This is a genomic window from Mycobacterium sp. OAS707 (assembly GCF_014873705.1).
In the GTDB taxonomy this organism is placed as follows: domain Bacteria; phylum Actinomycetota; class Actinomycetes; order Mycobacteriales; family Mycobacteriaceae; genus Mycobacterium.
In genome coordinates this window covers 523161-538936 of record NZ_JADBDS010000001.1, presented here as the reverse complement: position 1 = coordinate 538936, position 15776 = coordinate 523161, and the positions used below count along the sequence as shown (strand labels likewise).

The following is a 15776-nucleotide window of genomic DNA, read 5'->3' as shown; positions in this document are numbered from 1 at the left end:
GCCATGGTTGACAACGGGCAAAACGCAAAGCAAGACCAACTCGACGCTTCGCGCGTCAGCCGGGAGACCGGCTACCTGACCACCCAGCAGGGTGTCCGGGTCGACCACACCGACGACTCGCTGACGGTCGGCGAACGAGGACCCACGCTGCTCGAGGACTTTCACGCTCGCGAGAAGATGACCCATTTCGACCACGAGCGCATTCCTGAACGCGTCGTGCACGCCCGCGGCGCGGGCGCCTACGGGTACTTCGAGCCCTACGACGATTCGCTGGCCGAATACACGGCGGCGAAGTTCCTGACCACCCCCGGCACCCAGACGCCCGTGTTCGTGAGGTTCTCGACGGTCGCAGGATCGCGCGGGTCAGCCGACACGGTTCGCGATGTGCGTGGCTTTGCGACGAAGTTTTACACCGAGCAAGGCAATTACGACCTCGTCGGAAACAACTTCCCGGTGTTCTTCATTCAGGATGGCATCAAGTTCCCCGACTTCGTGCACGCGGTCAAACCGGAGCCGCACAACGAGATTCCGCAGGCGCAGTCGGCACACGACACACTGTGGGACTTCGTCTCGCTGCAGCCCGAGACGCTGCACACGATCATGTGGCTGATGTCAGACCGCGCGCTGCCGCGCAGCTACCGAATGATGGAGGGTTTCGGCGTACATACCTTCCGGCTCGTCAACGCCAAGGGCGAAGGCACGTTCGTGAAGTTCCATTGGAAGCCGAAACTCGGCGTGCATTCGCTGGTTTGGGACGAATGCCAGAAGGTCGCGGGTAAAGACCCCGACTTCAACCGACGGGATCTGTGGGAGGCGATCGAGGCGGGTGACTTCCCGGAGTGGGAACTCGGCGTGCAACTGATCCCGGAGAGCGACGAGTTCAACTTCGACTTCGATCTGCTGGACGCCACGAAACTCGTTCCAGAAGAACAGGTTCCGGTTCGGCCGGTGGGCAAGATGGTGCTCAACCGCAATCCAACCAACTTCTTCGCCGAGACCGAGCAGGTCGCATTCCACACTGCCAATGTGGTGCCCGGTATCGACTTCACCAATGACCCGCTGCTGCAGTTCCGCAATTTCTCCTACCTGGACACGCAGCTGATCCGGCTCGGCGGTCCGAACTTCGCGCAACTGCCGGTCAACCGGCCGCTGGCCGACGTCCGCACCAACCAGCAGGACGGCTACGGTCAGCACGCAGTGCCGCAGGGCAGAACCAGTTACTTCCCCAATACCCTGGGCGGCGGCTGCCCGGCACTGGCCGACGAGGGTGTGTTCCGGCACTACACCGAGAAAGTCGACGGCCACAAGATCCGCCAGCGTGCCAAGAGCTTTGCCGATCATTACAGCCAAGCCCGGATGTTCTGGAAGAGCATGTCGCCGGTCGAGGCCACACACATCGTCGAGGCGTACGCGTTCGAATTGGGCAAGGTCGAAACACGCGAGATCCGTGCCAGGGTCGTCGATCAGCTCAATCTCGTCGACCACGAGCTGGCGACCAGGGTCGCCGGAAAGCTCGGGCTGCCCGAACCCGCCGAGGAGCCGGTCGAGGACAAGATGCCTGCCTCACCGGCGCTGTCACAGCTGAACACCGCGACCGACAGCATCGCCACCCGCAAGATCGCGGTGCTGGCCGCCGACGGTGTCGACGTGAAAGGCGTGGAGCGATTCAAGAACGCGATGTCGGAATACGGTGCGATCGTCGAGGTGCTGGCCCCGGTTGCGGGCGGCACGTTGTCCGGCGGGTCGGGCGGCGAAATCGCCGTCGATCGGGCGATCACCACGATGGCGTCCGTGCTCTACGACGCGGTGGTGGTGCCGTGCGGGCCCGACTCAGTGGAAACGCTGTCGAAGGACGGCTACGCAATGCATTTCATCACCGAGGCGTACAAACACCTCAAGGCCGTCGGGGCCTTCGGTTCCGGCGTCGACCTGGTGCGAAAACTCGGCCTGCCCGAACAACTCGCCGACGACACCGACGTCGTCGTGTCGAACGGATTGGTGTCGACTGCCGCAGCCGCCGACGACCTCACCGATGAGTTCGCCGAGGCCTTCGCCTCGGCGCTGGCTAAACACCGAGCATGGGAACGCGAGACGGATCCAGTGCCTGCCTAACGGCGACGAACTGTGGTAGCGGTTGGGTATGGCGCGGGTAGACGTGGCCGTCGAGACAGTCATCCATCGACGGCGTCCGGAAGTGGCCGCCTACGCCGCTGACCCCGACAACGCGCCGGCGTGGTACGTCAACATCAAAGGTGTCCAGTGGAAGACACCGCGTCCGTTGGAGCTGGGTTCGCAGTTCGAATTCACCGCCGCATTCCTCGGCCGCACGCTGACGTACACCTACGAGGTGGTGGAGTTCGAGCCTGACAGGCGCTTCGTCATGCGGACCGCCGAAGGGCCGTTTCCGATGGAGACGACGTACGAGTGGTCCGACGTCACAACCGATTCCACGCGGATGACGCTACGCAATCGCGGTGAGCCGTCCGGCTTCTCGGCGATCGTGGCTCCGATGATGGCAAGCGCGATGAAGCGCGCGAACACCAAAGACCTCAAGCTGCTCAAAGAAATTCTCGAGTCGGACAGAGCATAGCGTGCAGACGTTCCTGCCCTACGCCGACTTCGGCGCAACCGCGCGCGTGCTCGACAAGCGACGGCTAGGCAAGCAGCGGGTCGAGACCATTCAGGTGTTGCGTGCGCTCACCGTCGCAGGCTATGGATGGCGCCATCACCCCGCCGCGAAGATGTGGGCGGGGTACGAAGAGGCGCTGGTCCGTTACGGGCTCGATATCTGCGCGGTGTGGTGCGACCTCGGTAACGCCGACACGTGCAGCGGCACCCTTGTCGCCGATCTGACGCAAGGCACCGGCCTTTCGTCGCCGCGGGTGCAGCAGGATCTGGCAGCCGCCGGTGAACTGCCGCCGTGGTTGGGCGATCCGGCCTTCCACCGCAGTCACCAGTCGGCCCTGGTACGCAAGGACCCCGCGCACTATCGGCCGATCTTCAATGACGTACCCGACGATCTGCCATACGTGTGGCCGGTTTCTGACCGGCCACGCCGCATGGATCCGTAGGTCAGTGTGTTGCGACCTGTTCGGCCGTGTGCGGTCCGAACTCGTTGGCGACGACGGTGACGGCGTTGGCGGGAAAGCCGCCGCGGCGGGCATGCTCGCGGATTGCGTCATCGTCTTCGGCTTCGTGAATGCAATAGATCTTGTCGCCTGCGACGTAGCTGGTGATCCACCGATACGGCACCCCAAGGGACGCGACGACGTCGTTGGACTTCGCGGCGATCTCGGCCAGCTGGGCTTCGCTCAGCTCGGACGCTCCGGGGATCTCCCGCTCGATGACATAGCGCTTCATGACTTCTCCTGACTGTTGATCGGCTCGCGGTGGGCACCGCGGTCGGGGTCTACGTTCTGCCGATCCGGTCACATCGGCATGGGGAGAAGTTCCCTATCTTTGCCAGTCCGACTATTTCGCCTGCTCAGCGACCCCGGGGTTCACTATCATCGGCAGCTGTGAAGCTCACAGAGCGTGATCATGAGCTCGCCGAACTCCAGGCCCGCGGCGACGAAGCGCGCACCGGTCGCGGCCGTATGGTGATGCTCTGCGGTGAGTCGGGGGCGGGCAAGACGTCGCTTGTGGAGACATTCGTCGAGCGGTGGGTTCGCGACGAACGTGTGCTGTGGGGCGTCTGCGATCCGCTGCCAACACCGCGGCCACTCGGTCCGATTCACGACCTCGCGCACCGCCTGGCACCCGCCACCAGGGCCGCGCTCGAGCAGGGCGACCAGCCCTATGACATCTTCGCCGCGGTGAACGACGACTTGCGAACTGCGCCATCGGTTTTCGTGCTCGACGATCTGCACTGGGCCGACCAGGGAACGATCGACCTGCTGCGGTTTGTGCTCAGACGGATCTCGCAGACGCGGTCGCTGGTGATCGGGATGCTGCGCGACGACGAGATCGGGGCGAGCCATCCCATGCGCGCGCTGCTCGGCGACGTCGCCCGCTCCGCACGAGCCGACTCGCTGGCCATGCCTGCGCTCAGTGTGCACGCCGTCCAGGGCCTCGTCGGTGAGCGGCCTGTCGATCCGGTGTGGCTGCATCAGATCACCGGCGGCAATGCGTTCTTTGTCTGCGAGATGCTGGACCATCACGGCGACGACCTGCCGACGACGGTGCGCGACGCGGTGCTGGAGCGCACGGCTGGCCTCGACTCGGCAGCGTGGGATCTGCTCAATCTGCTGACGTGCTCGCCGGGCTCGATTCCCGACTACCTGCTGGCGGATCTGGGCGTCACGCTGCCCGCTTCGCGCGCACTAGCCGACGCGGGGCTGATCCGGCGCAGTTCCCGCGGCGTGGCTTTCCGCCACGACCTGTGCCGCCTGGCGATCCGCAGCGTCATCCCGCCGGGTGCCGAACCGCGTCTGCATCGACGGCTGCTCGACGCATACGAGGCGACAGCACATGCTGATTCGGCGGTGTTGACGCATCATGCACTGGGCGCCAGGGACGTCGAGCGGATCCGACGATGTGCCAGCGATGCGGGCATCGCCGCCGCGCGTTCGGGCGCGCACACCCAGGCATGTGAGTTCTTCACCACCGCGCTCGAGCACGGTGGCCCACTGGACAAGGCGAAAGAAGCCGAGCTGCTCGAACTGCTCGCCTGGGAGTACTACCTCATCGACCGGTTGGCCGACGCAATCACCGCCTGCCAGCGGGCAATGCAGATTCGACAAGAGTTGGGGGAGTCGGCCGCGGTCAGTGCAAACCATCACTCGCTGGCCGTCTACCAGTGGTACAACGCGCACCGCGATCTCTCAGAAAGCCATGCGGCCCAAGCCATGACGGTGCTCGACGAGAAAACCGAGGATACCGACCAACTGGTGCAACTCGGCCATGCGTTCGCGATGCAGGCCTATCTGGCGGTGCAAGCGTCCGATCTCGACCGCGCGAACACGTTGATCGCCCGTGCCCGCGAGATCGCCGAGAGGACCGGCAATTCCGACTTGATGATCCGGGTTCGGTTGATCGAAAACTACGGCGTTGTGCTCAAGGGCGACGGCTCCGGTCGCGACGAGATTCTCGCGATTCTCGAATCGGGCCCCACGCACATCGACGAGTTGTATTCCGGCGGATGGAGCAACATCACCTACTTCGATGTCGAGCAGCGCAGGCTGGACGTCGCGGCCGAACTGCTCGATGTCAGCATTCCGCTGATGCACGAACACGATCTGCCGATCTGCCGGGTGTGGCAGATGGGTTCGCGTGCGCGACTGCAATTGATGGTCGGTGAATGGGATGACGCGGTCGCCGAGGCGGACCGCCTCCTGGACGGGCCGAGCGCTCCGCTGGCGCGCACCTGGCCGCATCTCATCCGCGCGCTGGTGCAATTGCGTAAAGGCGGAACGGTCAGCGCTTCACTCGACGAGGCGTGGCGGCTTGCATGCCGGTTCGGTGAACCGTTTCGGATGTTGCCCGTTGCGGCGGCGGTCGTCGAATTCACCTGGCTGACAGGCGAACCCGACGATCGGATGGCCGAATGCCGTGAGATGCTGACCGAAGGACCCGTCACCGGCCTCGAGTGGTCGCGTGGAGAGTTGGCGGTGTGGCTTCGGCGAGTGGGTGAAAACATCGACGTCGTCGGGGTGGCCGAGCCATACCGGGTGTTGCTCGACGGGGCGTACGAGGCCGCAGCCGAGGACTTCCACCGTCGTTCGATGCCGTACGACGCTGCGCTCGCGCTGGTGGATTCCGGTGATCCCGCACTGGCCGCGCGGGCATTGGACATTCTGGACCGGCTCGGCGCCGACGCGGTGGCAGGCAAGGTTCGCCGCGAGCTGCGGGCGCAGGGAATGCCTGCGGTGCCGGCCCGTCGCCGCGCGGCGACGCTGGCGAACCCTGCCGGATTGACTACCCGCCAGACCGAGGTGCTCCGGTTGCTCGACGAGGGGATGACGAACGCGGAACTGGCTGAGCGGCTGTATTTGTCGGTCAAGACCGTCGATCACCACGTCTCGGCCATACTGACCAAGCTCGACGTCGCCAAGCGTCGCGACGCCGTTCGCAGGGCCCGTGAATTGGGCCTGCTGACCTAGCGGGTGCCCCAGTTGTATTGCTGCTTGAGCGTTTTCAGATAGACCAGGGTTTCGGCAAGATAGACACCCGGTAGCGAGCGGATGCGAGTGTTGAGGATGTCGAGCAGTTGCGAATCGTCTTCACATATCACCTCGACCACGATGTCGAACCTGCCTGCGGTCAGCACGACGTAGTCGATCTCTTCGATCTGGGTGAGCTTTTCGGCGACGAGCAGGCTGTCGCCGGAACAGCTGATCCCGATCATCGCCTCGCGGCCGAAGCCGAGTTCGGTGGGGTCGGTGACGGCGACGATCTGCATGACGCCGGTGCTGACCAGCCGTTGCACGCGCTGGCGCACCGCCCCCTCGGAGATGCCGACCTCGTCGGCGATGGCCGAGTAGGGCCGCCGGCCGTCACGCTGCAGCGCGTAGATGATCGCCTTCGAGGTCTGATCCAGCGGTGGCTTCTGCGCCGTAACGCCAATGTCAGCCATTGCTCGATTGTGCACCGTAGCCACCGCTGTATGCGGTTATTCGAATTTGCCCGTGTCGCTAGGCACTGTCGAAATGCCGCTGCAGGCGCCGGTGCCGGTGGCCGAACAGGGCGCGCAGACCCGCGGCGACGATCGGCGTGGCGGGGCGCAAGGGTGCCCGAAGCTCGAAGGTGATGCGGTCGCGCACAACGGCTTTCGTGTCGCCGTCGGGTGTAACCGTGCGTTGATGCCGCCATCTGCGCATGCTCATCATTGTCGATTGCTCGTCGAAACCGTGCCCGCGCTCCAGTTCTGCGATGGTCAGCAGGTCATAGTCGAACGGCAGCACACCGAACAGCCGTAACCAGCATCGTCCGATCGGGACGCCGACCGGCACGTTGTCGACGGTCAGGGCTTCGGCGCCGCGCGGCATCGACATGGTCATCCACGGCCGCAGTTCGTCATTGATGCCTTCCGGCGTGACCATGCGGGCCCACACCTGCTCGGCGGGAGCATCGACAACGCACCGTCGTTCGATGATCATGGCGCCTGACCGTATCTCGCGAAATCGCGACGCGGGGCGCTACCTTTTGCTGCTACCTTGGCCCGAGGTGTGCCGGGAAGGCTGGTCGGCAGTCCAACGAGGCTGACTGGAGGGCACACGATGAGCAACCGCCCGGCAAAGACTCGCTTGCTGACGCGCGGGTCGTGGTCGGAGGCCAAACGGTTCGCCGAGATTCTGCGCGAGGAAACCGTCGGCGGTGTGCTGCTGTTGATCGCCGCGGGAGTGGCTGTGGGATGGGCGAATTCACCGTGGTCGCACCTTTACGACACGATGTCTGATTTCGCGGTCGGCCCGGAATCGCTGCACTTGCGCCTGTCGGTGTCGGCGTGGGCCGCCGACGGCCTGTTGGCGATCTTCTTTTTCGTCGTCGGCCTCGAGCTCAAGCGCGAGTTCGTCGCCGGTGATCTGCGCGACCCGCGCCGGGCCGCGCTGCCGATCCTGGCTGCGGTCGGCGGCATGCTGGTGCCCGCGTCGATCTTCGTCGCGATCAACGTCGCAGGCGGCCACCAGGAGAACCTGGTGGGCTGGGCCGTGCCGACGGCCACCGACATCGCGTTCGCATTGGCGGTGCTGGCGGTTCTCTCTACCCATCTGCCGAGCGCGCTGCGGACATTCCTACTCACCCTGGCGGTGGTCGACGACCTGCTCGCGATCATCGTCATCGCCTTCTTCTACACCGACCACCTGTCGGCGGCCCCGCTGGCGCTGGCCCTGATCCCGGGCGGACTGTTCGCGTTGGCCGTTCAGCGCGGGTACGGGCGCTGGTGGCTGCTGGTGCCCCTGGCCCTCGCGACGTGGGCGCTGGTACACGCCAGCGGCGTGCACGCCACCGTCGCGGGAGTGGTGCTGGGCTTCACTGTGCCGGTCATCGGCAAGCATGCATCGGCCGAGACCTTCGAGCACCTCATGCGGCCGCTGTCCGCGGGGCTCGCGGTGCCCGTGTTCGCCTTCTTCGCGGCCGGGGTGACGGTCGGCGGTCTGTCTGGTTTCACCGCTGCGGTTGTGCATCCCGTCACACTCGGTGTCATCGCCGGCTTGGTCGTCGGCAAACCTCTCGGCGTGTCAGGCACGGCGTTCTTGTTGGCCAAATTCACCGGCGCGCGCCTCGACGACGACCTCGCGTGGCGCGACGTGCTCGGCGTGTCGCTGCTGGCCGGCATCGGGTTCACCGTTTCGTTATTGATCGGTGAACTGGCGTTCGGACAGGGCACGGCGACAGGCGACGACGTCAAGATCGGTGTGCTGGTCGGGTCCGTTATCGCAGGTGTATTGGCTTCGCTTGTGTTGTTGAGCCGCAACGCCGCCTACCGGCGAATCCATGTGTTCGAAACTACGGACGCGGACCACGATGGTGTGCCCGACATCTACGAGTCTCGACAGGACTGAGGTCCAGGCGCGTGGCTACACTGGCCTAATGCTTGAACAGATCCGCGGTCCCGCCGATCTGCAGCACCTTTCTCAGTCGCAGCTCAGCGATCTGGCACAGGAAATCCGCGAATTCCTGATCCACAAGGTCGCTGCGACTGGCGGCCATCTCGGCCCCAACCTCGGTGTGGTGGAGCTCACGCTCGCCCTGCATCGGGTGTTCGACTCGCCGCACGATCCGATCATCTTCGACACCGGCCACCAGTCGTATGTGCACAAGATGATCACCGGCCGCAGCCATGACTTCGACACGCTTCGCAAGAAGGGCGGGCTCTCGGGCTATCCGTCGCGCAGCGAGAGCGAGCACGACTGGGTGGAGTCCAGCCACGCGAGCGCGGCGCTTTCGTACGCCGACGGCCTGGCCAAGGCGTTCGAGCTGTCCGGGCATCGCAACCGACACGTGGTCGCAGTCGTCGGTGACGGCGCGCTGACCGGCGGCATGTGCTGGGAGGCGCTGAACAACATCGCCGCGGCGCGCAGGCCGGTTGTGATCGTCGTCAACGACAACGGCCGCAGCTACGCACCGACCATCGGCGGGTTCGCCGAACACATGGCCGGACTGCGGCTCCAGCCCGGCTACGAGAAGGTCCTCGACGAAGGCAAGCGGGCCCTTCGTGGCGTGCCGCTGGTCGGCGAGCTCTGCTACCAGTGCCTGCACAGCGTGAAGGCGGGCATCAAGGACGCGCTGTCGCCGCAGGTGATGTTCACCGATCTCGGCCTGAAATACGTCGGCCCGATCGATGGTCACGATGAGCATGCGGTGGAGACCGCGTTGCGTCAGGCGCGCGGCTTCAATGCGCCGGTGATCGTGCATGTCGTGACCCGCAAGGGCATGGGCTACCCGCCCGCCGAGAACGACGAGGCCGACCAGATGCACTCGTGCGGTGTGATCGACCCCGAGACCGGCCTCGCGACGTCGGTGCCCGGGCCGGGTTGGACGTCGGCGTTCTCCGACGCACTGATCGGCTATGCCGCACGGCGACGCGACGTCGTGGCGATCACCGCGGCGATGCCCGGCCCGACGGGTCTGAGCAGCTTCCGGCAGCGTTTCCCCGACCGGTTCTTCGACGTCGGCATCGCCGAGCAGCACGCGATGACCTCGGCGGCCGGGCTCGCGATGGGCGGCATGCATCCGGTGGTGGCCATCTACTCGACGTTCCTGAACCGGGCGTTCGACCAGGTCATGATGGACGTCGCGCTGCACAAGCTGCCGGTGACCATGGTGCTGGACCGGTCCGGTGTCACCGGCCCCGACGGCGCAAGCCACAACGGAATGTGGGACCTGTCGATGCTGGGCATCGTGCCGGGCATGCGGGTAGCCGCACCGCGTGACGGCACCCGGCTGCGGGAGGAACTCGGCGAGGCGCTCGACGTCAACGACGGCCCGACCGCCATTCGGTTCCCCAAAGGCGATGTGGGCGAAGACATTCCGGCGCTCAAGCGGCGCGATGGCGTCGACGTGCTCGCGGCACCCGCGGACGGTTTCTCAGACGACGTGCTGCTGGTGGCCATCGGCCCGTTCGCGTCGATGGCGCTGGCGGTCGCCGAACTGCTGCGCAATCAGGGCATCGGCGTGACGGTCGTCGACCCCCGCTGGGTGCTGCCTGTGCCCGAGGCCATCGGCGACCTGGCCCGAGCACACAAGCTGGTGGTGACGGTCGAGGACAACGGCGTCGCGGGCGGCGTCGGCTCGGCAGTATCGGCGGCGCTGCGGCACGCCGAGATCGACGTGCCGTGCCGCGACGTCGGGTTGCCGCAGGAGTTCTTCGCGCAGGCCTCGCGCGGTGAGGTGCTGGCCGAGGTAGGCCTGACCGACCGCAACATCGCCCGCCAGATCACCGGCTGGGTGGCCGCGCTCGGCGCGACGGCGACAGAGCCGGCGGTCAGCGAACGCCTCGACTAGTCGTCGGCTCGCAGATCACCGACTTCGCCGATATGGATGCCGAACTGGAGCGCTGGAAATCCGGCGGCCAGTATTTCGACTACCTCGGGTTCGACGTCTTCTACCGCATGCAGGGCAGCGGACCGTATCTGCTTCTGATTCACGGCTATCCGTTCAACTCGTGGGATTGGTCGCTGATCTGGGACAGGCTGACCGAGCGGTTCACCGTCGTGGCGCCCGACATGCTCGGCATGGGATTCTCGGATAAGCCGTCGGCCTACCAGTACTCGGTTCACGACCACGCCGACATGCATGAGGCGTTGCTGGCGCATCTCGGTGTCGACTCGGCGCACATCCTGGCCCACGACATCGGCGACTCGGTGGGCCAAGAGCTGCTGGCGCGACACGAGTTCGGCCAACATGGCTACGGGGCGCTGCGGATCGAGTCGATCACCTGGCTCAACGGCGGCCTGTTCAACGAGACCTACACGCCGCGGCTGATGCAGAAGGTGTTATCGCGAACACCGTTGGGGGACTTGCTGAGTCCGCTGCAGGGTAGTCTGCTGTCAAAGCGCATCATCGAACCGACGATCAACGAGATGTTCGGACCCGACACCAAGCCATCGCGACGAATGCTCGACCTGTTTCACCAAATCCTCGAATACAACGACGGCAAGCGGGTGACGCACAAAGTCGGCCGGTTCGTCACCGACCGGTACGCACATCGCAATCGATGGGTGCGCGCGATGCGCGAGACCGCCGTCCCGATGCGGTTGATCGACGGCCCCATCGACCCGAACTCGGGCAGGCACATGGCGCAGCGCTACCTCGAAGTCATCCCCAACCCCGACGTGGTGATGCTCGACGACAACATCGGGCACTGGCCGCAGATCGAGGCGCCCGACGCGGTGCTGGAGCGCTTCCTGGCCCACATCGACCGGCTCAGCTAGTCCGCAACGCTCTTCTGCGTCTGCTCGCCGTCAGAACTGAGTGCCTCGGCCAACACGGGCACCGCGAGCTCACGCTGCCACGGCCGCGCACCTGCATCGCGCAGAAAGTCGTCGACGGCGGCGGCCGTATCGGAGACGGGCTGCCAGTCCCAGCACAACCGCCGCACCAATTCGGGCGAGACCAGGTTTTCCGACGGTACCGAAACCCGTTGCGACACTGCGGTCAACGCGGCACGCGCCGCCTCCAGCCGTACCGCCGCCTCCGGCTTGCGCCGAGACCACCGCGAGGCCGGCGGCGGCCCATTCGACGGCTCCTGCGCGTCCGGTGGGTCCACGGTTCGGGCGCGGGCGAGCGCATCGAGCCACACCTGCGCACTGCGCCGCTGCCGGTTGCCGCCGAACACCGGTAACTCGGTCAGCTTCTCGATGGTGTCCGGGTTGACGGTCGCGGCGTTGATGATCGCGGAGTCCGGCAGGATCCGCCCCGGCGCGATGTCGCGGCGGCGGGCGATGTGATCACGCGTCTGCCACAACTCGCGCACCGCCGCCAACGCCCGCGGGTTGCGCACCTTGTGAATGCCCGACGTGCGCCGCCAGCGATCCCGTCGCGTCGGGTTGGCCTCGAATGTCCGCACGAACTCGAATTCCTGTGCCGCCCAGTCGGTTTTACCCTGCTCGGCCAGCACGTCGGCGATCGCGTCGCGCAACTCGAGTAACACCTCGACGTCCAGCGCGGCGTAGTTCAGCCAGTCGTCCGGCAGTGGGCGCTTGGACCAATCGGCGGCGCCGTGGCCCTTCATCAATTGGAGGCCGAGCAACCGCTGCACCATCGCCGCCAGGTTCACCCGGTCATAGCCGGCCAGCCTGCCTGCCAACTCGGTGTCATACAGCTTCGGCGGGGTGATGCCGACCTCGGCCAGACACGGTAGATCCTGATCGGCGGCGTGCAGCACCCACTCGTCGGTGGCCAGCACCTCGGCGACCGGCGCCAGCGTCTCGATCGGGTCGTGGCCGTGGTTCACCGGGTCGATCAGCACCGTGCCGGCACCGGCGCGGCGGATCTGCAGCAGATAAGCGCGATTGGAATATCTGAAACCCGACGCCCGCTCGGCATCGACGGCGAATGGCCCGTGGCCCGAAGCCAAAAAGTCTGCAGCCCTTGCGATTTCGCTCCGGCTGACCGACAGCGGCGGAACCCCGTCGCGGGGCGCCAACAGCGGGGTGGCTTCCGGCTCGACCGTGTCGGCGGTCGCGGAGTCATCCGCCAAGGAATCCGCCATCGTCAGGCGCGCGTGCGGGAGCTCAGGTCGGTGACCCCCGCGGGAGGTAGCCCCGCCGCATGCTCGAGCACCTCGCAGAATGCCTGCACATGCGGGCCGAGTTCCAGCGTCGTCGCCGTCCACGAAGCCCGCAGCTCAAGTTGATGCGCGCGCGGCGGCCCGGAGATGTCGCCATATCGCACCGACGTGGTGGCGGTGACCGTGCCGCCCAGCGCCGTGACATGCTCGGCGCGCGACTGCAGCGCCTCGACAAGCCAGCTCCACGCGACGTCCGGAAGCAACTGATCGAGGGCCTCGCTCGGGTCGAGGTCGGCCTGGATGTAGGCGACCAGCCGCATCGTGCCGTCCCACGCTTCGGCGCCTTCGGGGTCGTGCAGCAGGATCAGCCGGCCGAAAGCGTCGCCTTCTGACCGCTCGGGAACGATGGCCGTCTCGGGGTGCCGGACCTCTGCGCCCAGCGCATAGCTGTATGGCGCCAGCCGCTGCGGCGGCCGGATCGGGCCGAGCTCGATTTCCGGCCGTACGGTGGTGGCATTCATCGCCGCCACCGCTTCGCGGAACTGAGCCGGTTCGGCGGTGGTCATGCCGTTTGACGCTAGACCATATTGGCTGGTCTGTGCGCAGGCGCGCCGATTTTGTGCGGGAGGCGACCACGCAGGCCCAGGTTGCTGTGACCGTAGTCAAGACACCTCAGCGCGCATGGCAGCATTGGGGAACGATGAGTACCCGCCGCGAGCTGCCCGAGTCGCCCTACCTGGCCGCAGCCACCGGCCGCAAACCCAGCCGCGTGCCGGTGTGGTTCATGCGGCAGGCCGGCCGGTCGCTGCCCGAATACCGGGAGCTGCGGGCCAAGAACACGATGATGCAGGCCTGCTTCGACGCAGAGCTGATCACCGAGATCACGCTGCAGCCGATCCGCAGGCACGGGGTGGACGCCGCAATCCTGTTCTCCGACATCGTGGTGCCGCTGCGGGCGTCGGGCATCGAACTCGACATCGTGCCCGACGTGGGACCGGTGATTCAGCATCCCGTGCGCAGCATCGCGGACGTGAAGGCGATCAAACCGCTTGAACCGCAACAGGTTGCCCCTGTCGCGCAAGCGATCTCGCAACTGGTGGCCGAACTCGGCGACGTCGCCCTGATCGGCTTCGCGGGCGCCCCGTTCACGCTGGCCTCGTACCTCGTCGAGGGCGGCCCCAGCAAGCATCACGAACGCACCAAAGCCATGATGCTCGGTGAATCCGAGACGTGGCACGCGTTGATGACCGCGCTGACCGACGTGACCATCGCATTCCTGCAGGTCCAGGTGGCAGCGGGGGTGGACGCAATTCAGGTGTTCGACTCCTGGGCGGGCACGCTGTCGCTGGCCGACTACCGCAGCTACGTGCTGCCGCACAGCAGCAGGGTGTTCGCCACCCTCGCCGAGGCCGGGTTGCCGATGACACATTTCGGGGTGGGTACCGCCGAGCTGCTCGGCGCGATGTCGCAGGCGGGCGCGACTGTGGTGGGCGTGGACTGGCGGACGTCGCTGACCGACGCCGCCGCGCGCGTGCAGCCAGGAACCGCCTTGCAGGGCAATCTCGATCCCGTCGTGTTGTTGGCAGGCTTCGACGTGGCACAGCGCGCGGCGCGCGCGGTCGTCGAGGACGGTAGGCGCGCGGTCGACGCGGGCGCGGCCGGCCATATCTTCAACCTCGGCCATGGCGTGCTGCCGAGCACCGATCCGTCCGTCATCACCGACATAGTGGCACTGGTGCATTCGCTGTGAATGTGTCGTATGCCGTTGTGGGCGGCGGTATTTCGGGACTGGTGGCCGCATACCGGCTGCGGGTCGCGGCTGGACCGGACGCGACCATCACGGTGTTCGACCCGGCCGATCGGCTGGGTGGAGTGCTGCGCACGGAACGGATCGGCGGCCAGACGCTGGACGTCGGCGCCGAAGCCTTCATCGCGCGACGGCCGGAGGTGCCCGCGTTGCTGGCCGAACTGGGCCTGGCAGGCCGACAGATCGGCACCACCGGCGCGCGGCCGCTGATCTACAGCCAGCGCAGGCTGCACGAGTTGCCTATCGGCACCCTGCAGGGCATCCCCGCGGATCCGGAGACGCTCACCGGGCTGGTCGATGACGCCGCGATCACCTGGATGCGCGACGAGCACACCCGTCCGTTCTCCTGGCGGCCCGGCGCCGACCCCTCAGTGGCCGCACTGGTCGGTGACCGGTTCGGCGAGCAGGTTGTCACCCGCTCGGTCGATCCGCTGCTGGCGGGCGTATACGCCGGGTCCGCGGCGACGATCGGTGTGCGATCGGCCGTCCCGACGCTGGCCGCCGTGTTGGACCGCGGAGCGCGCAACCTCACCGAGGCGGTGCGCGACGCACTCCCGCCGCCGCTGGCCGGGTCGGTGTTCGGCGCGGTCGAGGGCGGCTACGCGGTGCTAGTCGAGGAGCTCGTGCGGCGCGCCGGTATCCAATGGGCGCAGGTCGCCGTCCACCGGGTCAACGCGGCGACGCGGGGCTGGGAGGTGGTCGACGACGAGGGGCAGAGCTGGCACGCCGACGCCGCGGTGCTTGCCGTGCCTGCGCCGGCCCTGCCGAAGCTGATCGACGCCGTCGCCCCGCGGACCGCCGCGGCGGCCCGACGCATCGAGGTCGCATCGTCGGCATTGGTGGCGCTGGCGCTGCCGGGTGGCATCCCGCTGCCCGATCAGTCAGGGGTATTGGTGGCCGACGGAGAACCCCTGCGCGCCAAGGCGATTACGTTGTCGAGTCGCAAGTGGGGCCAGCGTGGCAACGTCGAGTTGGTGCGCCTGTCCTACGGCAGGTTCGGCGACGACCTGGCCCGCAACGCCGGCGACGAAGATCTGCTCGAGTGGGCTTCGAAAGATCTGGGGACGGTGTTCGGTGTCAGCGTCGAACCGGTCGACTGCCATGTGCAGAGGTGGATTGACGCGATGCCGCAATACGGCCCAGGTCACCCCGCCCTGGTCGCCGAACTGCGGGCCGGGCTGCCGCCGACGCTTGCCGTCGCGGGCGGCTATCTCGACGGCATCGGGGTGCCCGCCTGCGTGGCCGCGGCGACGAGGGCGGCCGCCTCGCTGATCACCTCCCGCGTGGCACGATAGA

Annotated in this window: 14 protein-coding genes; 9 read left to right on the top strand and 5 right to left on the bottom strand. The window is 66.6% G+C overall.

Annotated elements, in window-relative coordinates; translation table 11 throughout:
• Positions 1–3 precede the first annotated feature (3 nt).
• From GGC64_RS02565 to GGC64_RS02555, 3 genes are read left to right on the top strand one after another with little or no spacing between them, the layout of a single operon-like run.
• The gene (locus tag GGC64_RS02565; protein ID WP_192720879.1) at positions 4–2112 is read left to right on the top strand and encodes a catalase; all 2109 of its coding nucleotides are present in this window, start codon (positions 4–6) and stop codon (positions 2110–2112) included.
• Between the two features lie 28 nt (positions 2113–2140).
• Positions 2141–2590, top strand: a complete 450-nt coding sequence (locus tag GGC64_RS02560) for an SRPBCC family protein (RefSeq protein ID WP_192720878.1) — start codon at positions 2141–2143, stop codon at positions 2588–2590.
• Position 2591: 1 nt separating this feature from the next.
• Complete coding sequence (locus tag GGC64_RS02555) at positions 2592–3071, top strand: MSMEG_6728 family protein (RefSeq protein WP_192720877.1); 480 nt, start codon at positions 2592–2594, stop codon at positions 3069–3071.
• A 1-nt stretch (position 3072) separates the two neighbouring features.
• Here GGC64_RS02555 and GGC64_RS02550 read toward each other — a convergent pair whose 3' ends face one another.
• Positions 3073–3360 carry a DUF4242 domain-containing protein gene (locus GGC64_RS02550; RefSeq protein WP_192720876.1) on the bottom strand — a complete coding sequence of 96 codons (288 nt, stop codon included), beginning with the start codon at positions 3358–3360 and terminating at the stop codon, positions 3073–3075.
• A 158-nt stretch (positions 3361–3518) separates the two neighbouring features.
• On the opposite strand from GGC64_RS02550, the gene GGC64_RS02545 reads away from it, so the two are divergent.
• The gene (locus tag GGC64_RS02545) at positions 3519–6101 is read left to right on the top strand and encodes a helix-turn-helix transcriptional regulator (protein ID WP_192720875.1); all 2583 of its coding nucleotides are present in this window, start codon (positions 3519–3521) and stop codon (positions 6099–6101) included.
• Here GGC64_RS02545 and GGC64_RS02540 read toward each other — a convergent pair.
• Together GGC64_RS02540 and GGC64_RS02535 are read right to left on the bottom strand one after the other, a co-directional pair.
• Positions 6098–6574, bottom strand: coding sequence for an Lrp/AsnC family transcriptional regulator (locus GGC64_RS02540; RefSeq protein WP_192720874.1), 477 nt, complete (start codon positions 6572–6574; stop codon positions 6098–6100). The two genes, GGC64_RS02545 and GGC64_RS02540, sit on opposite strands and share 4 nt — an antisense overlap.
• 58 nt (positions 6575–6632) lie before the next feature.
• Positions 6633–7097, bottom strand: a complete 465-nt coding sequence (locus GGC64_RS02535) for a hypothetical protein (protein WP_192720873.1) — start codon at positions 7095–7097, stop codon at positions 6633–6635.
• 120 nt (positions 7098–7217) lie between these two features.
• On the opposite strand from GGC64_RS02535, the gene nhaA reads away from it, so the two are divergent.
• The 3 genes from nhaA to GGC64_RS02520 are packed head-to-tail and all read left to right on the top strand — an operon-like array spanning position 7218 to position 11375.
• A complete protein-coding gene (gene nhaA / locus GGC64_RS02530; RefSeq protein ID WP_192720872.1) occupies positions 7218–8504 on the top strand; it encodes a Na+/H+ antiporter NhaA in 1287 nt (428 codons plus the stop codon).
• A gap of 28 nt (positions 8505–8532) precedes the next feature.
• Positions 8533–10446, top strand: a complete 1914-nt coding sequence (gene dxs, locus GGC64_RS02525) for a 1-deoxy-D-xylulose-5-phosphate synthase (protein WP_192720871.1) — start codon at positions 8533–8535, stop codon at positions 10444–10446.
• A gap of 32 nt (positions 10447–10478) precedes the next feature.
• Positions 10479–11375 carry an alpha/beta fold hydrolase gene (locus tag GGC64_RS02520; protein WP_192720870.1) on the top strand — a complete coding sequence of 299 codons (897 nt, stop codon included), beginning with the start codon at positions 10479–10481 and terminating at the stop codon, positions 11373–11375.
• Here the strand turns inward: GGC64_RS02520 and GGC64_RS02515 are convergent.
• Together GGC64_RS02515 and GGC64_RS02510 are read right to left on the bottom strand one after the other, a co-directional pair.
• Positions 11372–12655 (bottom strand): ribonuclease D, encoded by a 1284-nt coding sequence (locus GGC64_RS02515; RefSeq protein ID WP_192720869.1) that lies wholly within the window; start codon positions 12653–12655, stop codon positions 11372–11374. The two genes, GGC64_RS02520 and GGC64_RS02515, sit on opposite strands and share 4 nt — an antisense overlap.
• Before the next feature lie 2 nt (positions 12656–12657).
• Positions 12658–13239, bottom strand: coding sequence for a DUF3000 domain-containing protein (locus GGC64_RS02510; RefSeq protein ID WP_192720868.1), 582 nt, complete (start codon positions 13237–13239; stop codon positions 12658–12660).
• Between the two features lie 134 nt (positions 13240–13373).
• Here GGC64_RS02510 and hemE point away from each other — a divergent pair, with 134 nt between their 5' ends.
• Together hemE and GGC64_RS02500 are read left to right on the top strand one after the other, a co-directional pair.
• A complete protein-coding gene (gene hemE, locus GGC64_RS02505) occupies positions 13374–14423 on the top strand; it encodes a uroporphyrinogen decarboxylase (protein WP_192720867.1) in 1050 nt (349 codons plus the stop codon).
• Positions 14420–15775: a protoporphyrinogen oxidase gene (locus GGC64_RS02500; RefSeq protein ID WP_192720866.1), complete on the top strand. Its 1356-nt coding sequence runs from the start codon at positions 14420–14422 to the stop codon at positions 15773–15775. The genes hemE and GGC64_RS02500 overlap by 4 nt, the downstream gene beginning before the upstream one ends.
• Position 15776 lies beyond the last annotated feature (1 nt).

Coding starts and splice junctions, on each gene's coding strand:
- GGC64_RS02565 (WP_192720879.1), top strand. CDS start 4: ATGGTTGACAACGGGCAAAACGCAAAGCAAGACCAACTCGACGCTTCG.
- GGC64_RS02520 (WP_192720870.1), top strand. CDS start 10,479: ATGGATGCCGAACTGGAGCGCTGGAAATCCGGCGGCCAGTATTTCGAC.
- hemE (WP_192720867.1), top strand. CDS start 13,374: ATGAGTACCCGCCGCGAGCTGCCCGAGTCGCCCTACCTGGCCGCAGCC.
- dxs (WP_192720871.1), top strand. CDS start 8,533: ATGCTTGAACAGATCCGCGGTCCCGCCGATCTGCAGCACCTTTCTCAG.
- GGC64_RS02550 (WP_192720876.1), bottom strand. CDS start 3,360: ATGAAGCGCTATGTCATCGAGCGGGAGATCCCCGGAGCGTCCGAGCTG.
- GGC64_RS02515 (WP_192720869.1), bottom strand. CDS start 12,655: ATGGCGGATTCCTTGGCGGATGACTCCGCGACCGCCGACACGGTCGAG.
- nhaA (WP_192720872.1), top strand. CDS start 7,218: ATGAGCAACCGCCCGGCAAAGACTCGCTTGCTGACGCGCGGGTCGTGG.
- GGC64_RS02560 (WP_192720878.1), top strand. CDS start 2,141: ATGGCGCGGGTAGACGTGGCCGTCGAGACAGTCATCCATCGACGGCGT.
- GGC64_RS02540 (WP_192720874.1), bottom strand. CDS start 6,574: ATGGCTGACATTGGCGTTACGGCGCAGAAGCCACCGCTGGATCAGACC.
- GGC64_RS02510 (WP_192720868.1), bottom strand. CDS start 13,239: ATGACCACCGCCGAACCGGCTCAGTTCCGCGAAGCGGTGGCGGCGATG.
- GGC64_RS02535 (WP_192720873.1), bottom strand. CDS start 7,097: ATGATCATCGAACGACGGTGCGTTGTCGATGCTCCCGCCGAGCAGGTG.